The sequence below is a fragment of the Pseudooceanicola sp. genome (genome assembly GCF_041987405.1).
In the GTDB taxonomy this organism is placed as follows: domain Bacteria; phylum Pseudomonadota; class Alphaproteobacteria; order Rhodobacterales; family Rhodobacteraceae; genus Pseudooceanicola.
The window spans coordinates 60,011-72,339 of sequence record NZ_JBHIWR010000005.1; the positions used below are offsets into that span (position 1 = coordinate 60,011).

12 protein-coding genes are annotated in these 12,329 nt (G+C 65.9%); 6 read left to right on the forward strand and 6 right to left on the reverse strand.

Translation table 11 applies throughout. The features are described 5' to 3' along the window. Positions 1 to 31: 31 nt before the first annotated feature. The 5 genes from ACFC2Y_RS13705 to ACFC2Y_RS13725 all read right to left on the reverse strand — a co-directional run bounded on the left by ACFC2Y_RS13705 (position 32) and on the right by ACFC2Y_RS13725 (position 4,204). The gene (locus ACFC2Y_RS13705) at positions 32 to 952 is read right to left on the reverse strand and encodes a DMT family transporter (protein ID WP_375175646.1); all 921 of its coding nucleotides are present in this window, start codon (positions 950 to 952) and stop codon (positions 32 to 34) included. A gap of 3 nt (positions 953 to 955) precedes the next feature. Beyond that, positions 956 to 1,795, reverse strand: a complete 840-nt coding sequence (locus tag ACFC2Y_RS13710) for a TIGR00282 family metallophosphoesterase (RefSeq protein WP_375175645.1) — start codon at positions 1,793 to 1,795, stop codon at positions 956 to 958. Positions 1,796 to 1,879: 84 nt separating this feature from the next. Then, on the reverse strand, positions 1,880 to 2,590 hold the full coding sequence (locus ACFC2Y_RS13715) for a DNA helicase (protein ID WP_375175644.1): 711 nt from the start codon (positions 2,588 to 2,590) through the stop codon (positions 1,880 to 1,882). A 228-nt stretch (positions 2,591 to 2,818) separates the two neighbouring features. After that, on the reverse strand, positions 2,819 to 3,610 hold the full coding sequence (locus ACFC2Y_RS13720) for an SseB family protein (protein WP_375175643.1): 792 nt from the start codon (positions 3,608 to 3,610) through the stop codon (positions 2,819 to 2,821). A gap of 6 nt (positions 3,611 to 3,616) precedes the next feature. Continuing rightward, positions 3,617 to 4,204, reverse strand: a complete 588-nt coding sequence (locus ACFC2Y_RS13725; protein WP_375175642.1) for a uracil-DNA glycosylase family protein — start codon at positions 4,202 to 4,204, stop codon at positions 3,617 to 3,619. A gap of 415 nt (positions 4,205 to 4,619) precedes the next feature. On the opposite strand from ACFC2Y_RS13725, the gene ACFC2Y_RS13730 reads away from it, so the two are divergent. The 6 genes from ACFC2Y_RS13730 (at position 4,620) to ACFC2Y_RS13755 (ending at position 11,715) form a co-directional block, all read left to right on the forward strand. Further along, entirely contained in the window at positions 4,620 to 4,964 is a 345-nt protein-coding gene (locus tag ACFC2Y_RS13730) for an ArsR/SmtB family transcription factor (RefSeq protein WP_375175641.1), read from the forward strand. Then, positions 4,957 to 6,009, forward strand: coding sequence for a permease (locus tag ACFC2Y_RS13735; RefSeq protein WP_375175640.1), 1,053 nt, complete (start codon positions 4,957 to 4,959; stop codon positions 6,007 to 6,009). The genes ACFC2Y_RS13730 and ACFC2Y_RS13735 overlap by 8 nt, the downstream gene beginning before the upstream one ends. 204 nt (positions 6,010 to 6,213) lie before the next feature. Further along, positions 6,214 to 7,461 carry a Na+/H+ antiporter NhaA gene (locus tag ACFC2Y_RS13740; protein WP_375175639.1) on the forward strand — a complete coding sequence of 416 codons (1,248 nt, stop codon included), beginning with the start codon at positions 6,214 to 6,216 and terminating at the stop codon, positions 7,459 to 7,461. 184 nt (positions 7,462 to 7,645) lie between these two features. Beyond that, on the forward strand, positions 7,646 to 8,305 hold the full coding sequence (locus ACFC2Y_RS13745; RefSeq protein WP_375175638.1) for an ABC transporter ATP-binding protein: 660 nt from the start codon (positions 7,646 to 7,648) through the stop codon (positions 8,303 to 8,305). Further along, complete coding sequence (locus tag ACFC2Y_RS13750) at positions 8,283 to 10,058, forward strand: capsule biosynthesis protein (protein WP_375175637.1); 1,776 nt, start codon at positions 8,283 to 8,285, stop codon at positions 10,056 to 10,058. Before ACFC2Y_RS13745 ends, ACFC2Y_RS13750 begins: the two co-directional genes overlap by 23 nt. Before the next feature lie 160 nt (positions 10,059 to 10,218). Then, positions 10,219 to 11,715 (forward strand): phosphomannomutase/phosphoglucomutase, encoded by a 1,497-nt coding sequence (locus ACFC2Y_RS13755; RefSeq protein WP_375175636.1) that lies wholly within the window; start codon positions 10,219 to 10,221, stop codon positions 11,713 to 11,715. A 90-nt stretch (positions 11,716 to 11,805) separates the two neighbouring features. On the opposite strand, the gene ACFC2Y_RS13760 is transcribed toward ACFC2Y_RS13755, so the two are convergent. Beyond that, positions 11,806 to 12,291, reverse strand: a complete 486-nt coding sequence (locus ACFC2Y_RS13760) for a nucleoside deaminase (RefSeq protein ID WP_375175635.1) — start codon at positions 12,289 to 12,291, stop codon at positions 11,806 to 11,808. Positions 12,292 to 12,329 lie beyond the last annotated feature (38 nt).

Genomic DNA, 12,329 nt, shown 5'->3' on the forward strand with positions numbered 1-12,329 from the left:
CGGGAGAGTCGTTGCCCGCGCCGGCGCCTATCTAGGCGTCCGGGGGCACTCCCGGCAAGGGCGGCGTTGTCTCATCGGGGTCGCGCGGCTGCACCAGTGCCATTCCGGCCAGCATCAGCGCAAGCGATGCCCAGATCGCGGGCGCATAGCGTTCGTCCAGCAGGACCATGGACCAGACCATGCCGAAGATGGTGACGAGGTAACTGACCTGCACCGCAAAGACCGGGCCTGCCCGGCCGACCATCCAGACATAGCCGGAATAGACCAGCGCATGCACGGCGGCTGACGTAATCAGCGCCGCCTCGGGCGCGCCGATCGTGCGCGGCAGGATGAACTGGCCGGAGGAGAGTGCTAGCGGCAGCGAGATAACCGCCCCGATCAGCGAGGCGAGGCAGAGCGTCTGCACCGCATCCATGCCCGCGGTGCCGAGGCGGGCGACCAGGTTGCCCTCCAACGCATAGAACGCCGGGGCGACCAGCGCGACGGGGACGAAGATCAGCATGGCGCGGTCCGGCAGGCTGGCCTCCGGCAGGACGATCAGCAGGGTTGCGGCCAGACCCAAAGCGAGGCCCAGAAGGCGGGCGGGCGCGAAACGGTCGGTGCCCATGGCCAGCGCCATGGGAAAGGCCATCATCGGCACGAGCGAGAGCAACAGCGCGATCACCCCCGCAGGCAGATGGGCCGCCGCGCGGTAGGAAAAGGCATTGGGCAGCAGCGTGCCGGTTAGCGCAATTATCAGCGCGATGACCCATTGCGCGCGACTGGGGCGGAAGCGTTTGCCGTTCAACGTCAGGATCAGGCCCAGAAGCGCGGTGCCGATCACGGTCTGCCAGAAGATCAGGCCTATCGGTTGGTAGCCGGTGGAGACGGCGATCTTGGCCAGCGGAATGGTCAGCGCCCAGCCCGCCCCGATCACCAGGAGCGCCGCCCCCAGGAGCAGCGCCCGCTGCATCGCTCAGCCCTTGCCGATCTCGGGCACCGGGGCCGGGCCGGATTGCGAGAGGCGGCCGCCCTGGCGCACCATCTCGACCCGCGTGGCAAGGCCGGTGCGATCATCGGTTTCGACATAGATGCCCGACAGGGTCGCTTCGCCATCGGCCGGTGTGAAGCGCCCCTTGGACATGCCGGTGACAAAACGGCGGAGCGGCTCCGCCTTGTCCATTCCGATGACGGAGTTGTAGTCGCCGCACATCCCCGCGTCGGACATATGTGCCGTGCCGCCGGGCAGGATCTGCGCATCCGCCGTGGCAACATGGGTATGGGTACCCACCACGAGCGAGGCCTTGCCATCGCACCAGTGGCCCATGGCCATCTTCTCCGACGTGGCCTCGCAATGCACGTCGATTATGGAGGCCTGAACCAGCCCGCCCGGGGGATGGGATTTCAGCACCGTCTCAATGGCCGAAAACGGATCGTCATAGGGCCGCGACATGAAGACCTGCCCCAGCACCTGCGCCACCAGAACCTTGCGCCCGCCCGGAGCGTCAAAGATCCGATACCCGCGTCCCGGGGCGGAGCGGGCGAAGTTGATCGGGCGGATGATGCGCGGTTCGCTGTCGATGAAGGACATCATGTCCTTCTGATCGAAGGCATGGTCGCCCAGGGTCAGCACATCGACACCGGCCTCCAGCAGCTTTTTCGCATGGTCCGGCGACAGGCCCGCGCCATTGGTAGCGTTCTCGCCATTGACCACGACAAAGTCGAGCTTCCAGGCCTTGCGCAGCGCAGGAAGGTTTTCGGCAACGGCATTGCGACCGGACCGGCCGACGATATCACCCAGGAAAAGCAGTTTCATGAAGACGGGGTATGTCGCACAGGCGGAAAGGGCAAGAGGGATGCGGCGGCAGAGGCGGGCGTGCAGGTGAACCCCGGCGTGACCTTAACCGGTATTCGGGCCGTCCAGGGTGATCCGGCCATCGTGCAGGAAGCAGCACCGGTCAAAGAGACCCAGGTCCAGGGGATTGGGCAGGCGGATATCTGCCGGCCCCGGCATGGCCTTGACGCTGAGATCAAAGGCGCGATGGACCTGGGACAGCATCAGACATATCGCGCCATGGTCTTTCACCGCTCGGCGCAGGGCCGTGACCTGGGGTTGCAGGGCCGGCGTGCTGCGCCGTTGATCCAGCAGTTGCATGTAGTCGACCGCCAGAACCACCTTGCCATCCGTCCCGGCCAGCCAGCGGATGATGTGATCCGCGTCTATCTCATCCGAGGTGTCGAGATGGATCGGGGCGGCCTTCGCCACCCCCAGCTCCGCCAGGCGCGCGGTCACCTCTGCCTCGTGGTAGTCCAGACTGAAGACCGCCCCCGCACGTCCGATCTCTCCAGCACGGGCGGCCATTTCCAGTGCCAGAAGCGTCTTGCCCTGTCCGGGCCGGGCGGCCATGAGCACCATGTCGCCGGGGCTGAGCCGGGTCAACAGCTGCGCCGCCGGGCTGGTTGCGGTGGCGGCGGCGGAAAGGTGGCTCCAGCTGCGGAACCCGATCCCGGCGGCGGTGCGGTCCAGCGCCTGATGCAAGGGGATCGCGTCCTGACGGGCCAGACGCTTTGCCTGCCGCTTGAGGCGATAGAGGGGGGTGGTGAGATGCATGTCTGATCCTTCCCGCCGGGCCGTCGATGCAATCCCCCCTTATGCAAAGCCCGAAAAGTCAGGTTCAGTTGGTAACGCTCTGCAGGACAGCTGCTTCCCGAACGGAGGGCGGAGGCCCGAGCCGGGCCTGTGAGGACCCTACCCTCCCCCGCCTCCGCGCTCAATATCTCCCGGCGCCTTCCGGTCAGAAATACTTCGGGGGCCGAGGGGCAGCGCCCCTGCCCCGCCTCACCGCAGGATCGGCGGCTTGTCGGGGTCGCTGCCGGGCGCAATCCTCTCGGTCCGCTTGGGCTGCTCCGGTTCGGGCAGGTCAAAACGCAGCCCGTGGCGGGCCAGCGCCGCCGCGGCCGCGTCATGGGCGGCAAAGAACCCCACATCCAGCACCCCGGCCTCCAGCCCCGAAAAGGTCAGCGCCTCGCCCGTGGCCTTGGCCAAGGCGGCTTCCGCCCCCTCTTTCGCATCAATGAAGGCCAACAGATGCCCCTTCGCCCCGCTTTCCGAGGTCGTCCCGACGAGGTAGGCGCTGCGCGCGAGGCCCGCCGCCAAGGCGAGCTTCTGATCGAGGGCCGACAACAGATCCTCCGGCAGCGCCCGGGGGGCGGTGAATTCGGCAATCTTCTCTTCGACCTCCGCCGGGGCGTCGGCCAGCGTCGCGGCCAGCCAGTCGACCGCCGGGGGCGGAATCAGGATCGCCGACGGCGCGACCTCCAGGTTCAGGCCCAGGCCGATCCCCTGCCCCGCCAGCATCCCCGCCAGCGCGCGTCCCGACAGCGCGACATAGGGCACCGGGCGCTCGGCAAAGGCCGACAGCCGTTCTTCGCGGTCGAAGACGAGGGCAAAGGTCGCCTCGGGCAGGTCGAACAGATCGGGCGAGATTTCGTCGTCGCGCGGCTCTTCCTTAAGCATCAGGAACAGCTCGCTGTCGGCCAGGCGTTCGTAGAAACGCAGGCGCGCGGTGTCATTCTCAGGCGCGGCCTCCATCGCCGCATGGGCGGTATCGAGGGCGGTTGTCTCGGTCATGGTGCCTCAATCATTCAGGGCCTCGGCCACACGGGTGCGCAGGACGGGCAGCAGATCGGTTTCGAACCAGGGGTTCCTCTTCAGCCATCCGGTATTGCGCCAGGAGGGATGAGGCAAGGGGATGGTGCCCGGCAGATGGTCGCGGAAGGCGCGGACGGTTTCGGTCATCGGGCCTTTTGCGCCCAGGTGCCAGCGCTGCGCATGAGCGCCGATCAGCAGGCGCAGGCGGATGTCCGGAAGGGTGGCGAAGACGCGGTCGTGCCATGTTTCGGCGCAGATTCTCGGGGGCGGCAGGTCCGATCCCTTGGCGTCGTAGCCGGGAAAGCAGAAGGCCATGGGGATCACGGCAATACGGGTGAGGTCGTAGAAGGTGTCGCGGTCGATCCCCATCCAGTCGCGCAGCCGGTCGCCGGAGCGGTCATCGAAGGGGCGGCCCTTTTCATGCACCTGAAGACCGGGGGCCTGACCGGCGATCAACAGCCGCGCGGTCGGGCGGAACCAGGGCACGGGCCGCGGGCGGTGGCGCGTGGCGGTCGCCGCGAAACGGTCGGCGCAGAGGCGGCAGGCGCTGATGTCGGCGGGCAGGTCGGTCATGGGGTGATGATGCACCGTCGCGAGGTCGGGTAAAGGGGGGCGCGGGATTCGGAGGCTCGGATTGGCGGGAAGAGGTCCCGGCGCGGGGGCCGGGACGGGCGGTGGTCGTGTGTTGCGGGGTCTTGGCGCGGGCCGTTACTCATGTGTTGCGCGGTCCCGGCGCGGGCCGTTGCTAATGGGTTGGGCGGTCCCGGCTCGAGGCCGGGACGTGTCGTGCCCCGGCCTTGAGCCGGGGCCGCTTTCCGTTCAACCACTCCCCCGCGCGGGGACTTCTCCCCATACCACGCCCGGCCCCCGCGCCGGGGCCTCTCGCTATTCAGTCCCCGCCCCCGCGTCACGCCCTCCCCCGCCTGCATTTTCACACCTCTCGAAATATCCCTTGCCGACGCGCCAAAGCTTCGATATTTCTAGAATCATGAAAATGACTCCAGATACAGATCTGCGCCTCGAACGCGCTGCCTCCACCTTTGCCGCCCTGGGGAGCGAACAGCGCCTCACGGTCCTGGGCACTCTTGTCCGGGCCGGGCCCGAGGGGCTGAGCATCGGGGAGCTGGGCGCGCGGTCGGGCGTCACCGGATCGACCCTGACGCACCACATGAAGATCCTCGCCCAGGCGGGGCTGGTGACACAGGAAAAACAGGGCCGCAGCATCATCTGTGCCGCGGTCGCCTATGAGGAACTGGAGGCCCTGGCGGGCTTCCTGCTGAAAGAATGCTGCGCGGATGCAACTTGCGTGGCGGAGGGACATGAGCATGGCTGACACACATACGCACGAACCGGCCGGAGGCGGGCTTGGCCCGATCTGGAAGAAGATCGACAAGGCCTGGCTCGCAACCGGCGTGATCTTTGCGGCAATCGCGTTGTTCGTGCCGGACCGATTGGGCGACAGCGTCACGACAACCCTGCGTGCCCTGCTGAACACCGCGCCGATGATCGCGTTTGCCGTGCTCTCCATCGGATATCTGAAAGCGAGCGGGGCAGAGACCGTCATCGCGAAAGCCTTCACCGGGCGCGAGACCCGGATGATCGTCATGGCCGCGCTGGTCGGCGGCGTCTCTCCCTTCTGCTCCTGCGAGGTCATTCCCTTTGTCGCCGCCATGCTGGCGCTTGGCGTGCCGCTGTCGGCGGTGATGGCCTTCTGGCTGGCCTCCCCCATCATGGACCCCCCGATGTTCCTGATCACGGCCGGCACGCTCGGACTGAACTTCGCGATTGCCAAGACGCTGGCGGCGGTGCTGATCGGGCTGGGCGGCGGCCTGCTGACGATGCTTGCCAAATCCTCGCCGATCTTCGCGGACCCGCTCAGGGAGAAACCGCAGGTCGGCGGGTGCTGCGGCGTGAAGCAGCCGTTTTCGGGCAAGCCGGTGTGGGATTTCCGCGCCGATCCGGAACGGCGCGAGACCTTTCGCAAGGCCACGCTCGAGAACGCGGTCTTCCTGCTGAAATGGCTGACCCTCGCCTATGCGTTGGAATGGGTGATGATCACCTATGTACCGGCGGAGTGGATTGCCGGGGTTCTGGGCGGCACCGGCCCGATGCCGGTCATCCTCGGGGCCCTCGTCGGCGCTCCGGCCTATCTGAACGGCTATGCGGCAGTACCGCTGGTCTCCGGGCTGATCGAGCAGGGAATGACGCAGGGCGCGGCCATGTCCTTCATCATCGCGGGCGGCATGACCTGCATCCCGGCGGCGGTGGCGGTCTGGGCGCTGGTGAAGCCGCGGGTCTTTGCGGCCTACATCGGGCTGGCCGTGATCGGCGCGCTGATGGCCGGCTTCGCCTGGGGCGCGGTGGCCGGGGTTATCTGAGGTCCGGCGTGCAAGGCCCATGAGGGCGGCGTCAGGGATGCCGCCCTTTTTCGTACGCGAGTGCCAGTCTGGCGCGACCGCGCGCCAGGCCGATCACCACTGCACGGCGGTGTCCATCGCCGGGCCAGACCAGCCACCCAATCGCAGGTTGTGACACGGAAACATATGCCCTAATCCATCCTGCACGAACGGGGTGAGGGCCGCATGTATCGCGTCTGGAATTTTCTGACAAACTACTCGCTTTTGCTGATCCTCGGTGCGGTGATGGCGCTGATCTGGGCCAACCTGAACGCCGAGAGTTATCGTGCCTTCGTACACTTCGTCATCTGGGAACACGCGCCGATCGGACATCTGGATGACGGCCACCGGACGCTGACGCTGCACTACCTTGTGAACGATGTGCTCATGGCCCTGTTCTTTGCCATCGCGGCGAAGGAAGTGTGGGAGGCGGTGATCCTCAAGCAGGGGGCACTGAGGGGGCGCAAGGCTGCCACCCCGCTGGTTGCCACCCTGGGCGGGATGCTGGGGCCGGTGGCAGTCTATCTGGGCCTCGCCACGCTCATGGGGTCGGAGACCTATTCCGCCGTGGCCAATGGCTGGGCCATCCCGACGGCGACGGATGTCGCGTTTTCCTATCTGGTCGGACGGATCGTCTTTGGTGCCGGACACCCGGCGGTGCGGTTCCTGCTGCTGCTGGCCATCGCGGATGACGCGGCCGGGCTGATCATCCTCGCGATCTTCTATCCCTCGGCAGAGCTGGCGCCGGAATGGCTGCTGCTGTCGCTGGCTGCTGCCGTCGCTGTCTTTGCCCTGGCGAACTGGCTGCCGCGCAGGCTGGACACTGGCAATCAGGACCGGCCGAATTCGACCTGGGTGCGGCAGAAACTGTCCTTCTGGCCCTATCTCCTGGCCGCCTGCGCCTCCTGGTACGGCTTTCAGGAAGCGGGGATCCAGCCCGCGCTCGGCCTGCTGCCGATCGTGCCGACGATCCCCCATGCGGACCGGGCTTTCGGCCTCTTTGCGGAGGCGGAGCAGTATCTCACCGATCTGCTGAACCATATCGAACACGCGCTGAAACACCCGGTTGAGGTGGTGCTGTTCCTCTTCGGTCTGCTCAATGCGGGGGTGGAGGTCACCGCGATCGGGGATGCCACATGGCTGGTACTAGCCGGCCTCCTCATCGGCAAACCCTTCGGCGTGCTGCTGATGGGATGGCTGGGGGCGCGCGCGTTCAAGTTCGGCCTGCCTGCGGGGATGCGAATTGTCGATCTCTTCGTGATCGGCTGTGTCGCCGCGATCGGCTTTACCGTCTCGCTCTTCATCGCCTCCGTCGCCTTCGATGCCGGACCGGTGCAGGATGCGGCGAAGCTAGGCGCGCTCCTCTCTTTCCCCGTCGCGATCATCGCCGTTGTCGCGGGCAGGCTCGCGGGTGTGGTCAGGGTCGGCAACTGACGTATTGGCGCAACGCTTGTTTGAATGGCCCGGCTATCCGCAGAGGTTGACGGGCTTTTTGCCATATTTTCGTCGTGTTGGCTTGGCATGGCGGGCAAAAATCCGGCATATTGCCCAAAATACAAAGACGCCGTTAACCATGCTCCGCTAAGGCGTGCGGAAGAGCAGACCCCGGAGCGAGCCGATGCTCGAATTCGAGAATGTCAGCAAGTCCTTCTGGACGGGCTCCAGACGCAAGGTGATCCTCGACAAGGTCTCCTTCCGGGTGGAGCTTGGCCGGTCGCTTGGCATTCTCGCGCCGAACGGCACGGGCAAGACCACGCTGATCAACATGATGGCGGGGCTGGAAAAACCCGACGAGGGCGAAATTCGGCGCGGCTGCCGCATCTCCTTCCCGCTCGGGTTCATGGGTGGCACGGTCTCCAAACACTCCGCGATGGAAAACTCGCGCTACATCGCCCGGATCTACGGCCTCGATCCGGACTATATCGAGGCCTACTGCCGCTGGCTCTGCGGGCTGGGCGAATATTTCGATCAGCCGCTCGGCACCTATTCGTCGGGAATGCGGGCGCGGTTCCACTTCTCGCTGATGCTGGCGCTGGATTTCGACATGTATCTGATCGACGAAGGGATGCCGTCGTCGACCGATGTCGACTTTAACCGCAAGGCGGGGGAGATCCTTCAGGAACGGCTGCGCACGACCACGGTTGTGATCGTCTCGCACAAGCCGGATGTGCTACAGAAGTTTGCGAGCGAGGCAGCCGTGCTGATGGATGGCCAGCTGCACATGTTCGACACCTTGGAAGAAGCGAAACAGCTCTATGACTATGAAACCCAAGGCTAGGAAGTTCCGCATCACGCGGACCGCCGGACCCGACCAGACCCGCCCCGAGGCTGAGGACGACAGCGGGGAGGAGGCCGTGGAGGACACCCGGGATCAGGCGTCGCAGGACGGCGCAACGTCGGCTGAGGGGAACCACGCCGAGGCGGGCCGGGCAGGCAGCGATGTCGCCCGCCGCCGCGCCGCAGCCCTGGCCGCGCTGAAAGAGGGCAAGGTCACCCGAAACGCCGCAGGCGAGGCACAGACACAGACCCGGTCCGGAGAGGTGTCGTCCGCCACCGAAGTACGAGCCGAAACGGATCTGGACGCGATCAAGCAGGAGGGGCTGACCGGTCGCCAGCTGCGCATGGCGCGGCGCGTGGCGCAGAAGCACGGGCTTGCCCCGACCTCCGACTATGACGCGGTACGACAGCTGCGCGCCAAGGGGATCGACCCGTTCAAACCGACCAACATGCTGGAATTGGTGGTGCCCGGCTCCGGCGGTCAGGCGGGCGGGGACGAGGCCCGCACGGGCGAGGCGGGCCTTCCGGCCAGAACGCAACAGACCCTGCCGCGGACCGTCCCGCTGGATCAGGCGCAACTGCCCTCGACGGAGGTCAACCCGGCCGACCGGCGCGCGCGGGAAATCATGGAAGTCCAGCGCGATATCGCCCGGCGGCGGCGGCGGCGGCTCATGCTGCTGTTCACGCGGCTGGCCTTCTTCGTCTTCGCCCCGACGGTGCTGGCCGCCTATTATTTCTATGCGGTGGCAACGCCGATGTATGCCTCCAAGGCGGAGTTTCTGATCCTGCAGGCCGACAATGCAGGCGGAACGGGTATCGGCGGGCTGTTGCAGGGCACGCAGTTCGCCACCAATCAGGACGCCATCGCGGTGCAGAGCTATCTGCAATCTAAGGACGCCATGGTGCGGCTGGACGATGACATGGGGTTCAAGGCCCATTTCAGCCAGCCGACCATCGACCCGATCCAGCGGCTGAGCAGCGATCCGACCAATGAAGAGGCCTACAAGGTCTACAAGAAATACGTGAAGATCAGCTACGACCCCTCCGAAGGGGTGATCCGGATGGAGGTTTCCGCCGCCGATCCGCAGGTGGCCGCGGGCTTTGCCAGCCACCTAATCACCTTCGCCGAGGCCCGGGTGGACGAGCTCTCGCGCCGCAAGCGCGAGGACAGCATGCGCACCGCACGGGAAAGCCTGGAAGAGGCCAAGATCGACCGGCGCGAGGCGCAAGAGGCCCTGGTGAAGCTGCAGGAAGACAACTTTGTCGATCCCGAAGGCTACATCGCGTCGCTGCGCCAGCAGATCAACAATTACGAGGTGCAGCTGCAGGAGAAGGAGCTGCAGCTGCAGGCCCTGCTCGACAATGCCCGCCCGAACCAGAGCCGGGTCGAAGGGGCCCGCGGCGACATCCGGCGGTTGCAAGCGCTGCTGGACGAGCTGAACTCCAAGATGACAGATGCCACTACGGGCGAGACCTCCCTGGCCGAAAAGGCCGCGCGGATCCAGATGGCCCAGGCGGACCTCGCGACGGCGGATCTCTTCCTGCAATCGGCGCTGCAGAACGAAAAGCAGACCCAGCTGGAGGCGAACCGCCAGGTCCGCTACCTGACCACCTCGGTCAACCCGGTGGCCGCCGAAGACCCGAGCTATCCGCGCAAGTTCGAGAACACCCTGCTCGCTTTCCTTATCCTGTCGGGCGTCTACCTGATGTTCTCGCTCACCGCCTCTATCCTGCGGGAACAGGTGTCGGGTTGACGATGAATTTCCCGGCACCCCGTCCAGTTTCGGGGCGCCGGTACCAAAATGGCGTCCGATGCAGCGCCGGGGCCCGCCCCCGGAGTGGATCTGACCCGGATTGTACAAGACCAAGAGGCAACCCTGCTGCGGGTGCCTGACAGAGAGAAGTGAGATTGACGTGACCAAACCGATTGCCGACGTGACCCCCAACTCATGGGAATTCCTGCGCGACCCGATGATCAAGCCGACGGGCTTTCGCGAATACGACGCGCGCTGGAAATACCCCGAGGAGATCAACCTGCCCGGCATGACGGCCCTGGGCCTGGGCCTCGGCACACAGATGATGAAACGCGGGCTGAAGCCGGTTATCGCGGTCGGCAACGACTATCGCGACTATTCGCTGACTATCAAGAACGCGCTGATCCTCGGGCTGATGCGCGCGGGCATCCAGGTCAAGGACATCGGCCCCTGCATCACCCCCATGGCCTATTTCAGCAGCTTCCACCTCGGCGGCTGCGCGGTGGCGATGGTCACCGCCTCGCACAACCCGAACGGCTGGACCGGGGTTAAGATGGGCTTCGACATGCCCCTGACCCATGGCCCGGACGAGATGGCAGAGCTGAAGGACATCGTGCTGGAGGACAAGGGCGAGGCGCGCGAGGGCGGCTCGTATGAGTTCGTCGACGGCGTCTGGGATGCTTATATGGACGACCTCGTGGGGGATTTCAAAATGTCCCGCAAGCTCAAGGTCGTCTGTGCCACCGGCAACGGCACCGCCTGCGCCTTTGCCCCCGAACTCTTCCGCCGGATCGGGGTGGAGGTGGTCGAAAGCCACAACACGCTCGACTACACCTTCCCGAACTACAACCCGAACCCCGAAGCGATGGAGATGCTGCACGACATGTCGGACAGCGTGAAAGCCTCTGGCGCGGATTTCGCACTTGGCTTTGACGGCGACGGCGACCGCTGCGGCGTGGTGGACGACGAGGGGGAGGAGATCTTTGCCGACAAGGTGGGCGTGATAATGGCCCGCGATCTCAGCAAACTCTATCCGGGTTCGACCTTCGTGGCGGATGTGAAATCCACCGGCCTCTTCGCGTCGGACCCCGAACTGATCGCCAATGGCGTGAAGGCCGACTACTGGAAAACCGGCCACAGCCACATGAAGCGCCGCGTGCACGAACTTGGCGCGCTGGCGGGCTTCGAAAAATCGGGCCACTACTTCATGGCCGACCCCGTCGGGCGCGGCTACGACGACGGGATGCGCGTGGCGGTGGAGATCTGCAAACTGATGGACCGCAACCCCGACAAGACCATGTCGGACCTGCGCAAGGCCCTCCCCAAGACCTGGTCGACACCGACGATGTCCCCTTATGCGGCGGATACGGAGAAATACGACATTCTCGACCGGCTGGTTGAAAAACTGGTCGCCAAGGGCGAGGCAGGCGAGACTTTCGCGGGCCGTGCGATCAAGGAGGTCGTGACGGTGAACGGCGCTCGAGTGATCCTAGACAACGGATCCTGGGGTCTGGTGCGGGCCTCTTCGAACACGCCGAACCTCGTTGTGGTCTGCGAAAGCTCCGACTCGGAGGAGGAGTTGCGCGCGATCTTCAAGGAGATCGACGATGTGATCCGCACCGAACCCGGCGTCGGCGACTACGACCAGACGTTCTGAAGTAAGGGGGCCTTGCCCCCCCGCGCTGCGCGCTCCCCCCAAGATACTTCCGGCAAAAAGAAACGCCGGGCGCCCGTCTTTCTTTTTGCCTCAAGTATCTCGGGGGTCCGGGGGCAGCGCCCCCGGCTGTCTCCGCCGCGCGAAGAACACCTTCAACAGCGCCTCGGCCTCCTCGGCGCAGATGCCGTCCAGTACCTCGGGCCGGTGGTGCGCCTGCGGATGCGAAAAGACCCGCGCGCCGTGGGCCACGCCGCCGGATTTCGGGTCCTCGGCCCCATAGACCAGTCGCGCGATCCGCGCGGCGGCGATGGCGGCGGCGCACATGGCGCAGGGTTCCAGCGTGACATAGAGCACATGACCGGGCAGCCGTTCTGACCCGGCGGCGGCGCAGGCCTGCCGGACCACCAGCATCTCCGCATGGGCGGAGGGGTCCGAGAGTTCGCGGGTCCGGTTGCCCGCCCGCGCCACGACCTGCCCCTGCGGGTCGAGCAGCACGGCGCCCACAGGCACCTCGGCCCGGGCGGCGGCGGCGCGGGCCTCCTCCAGCGCGGTGGACATATGCGATGTAAAGCTCATCCCACTTCCCTGCCCCACGATCCGCGCTTCCGCAAGCG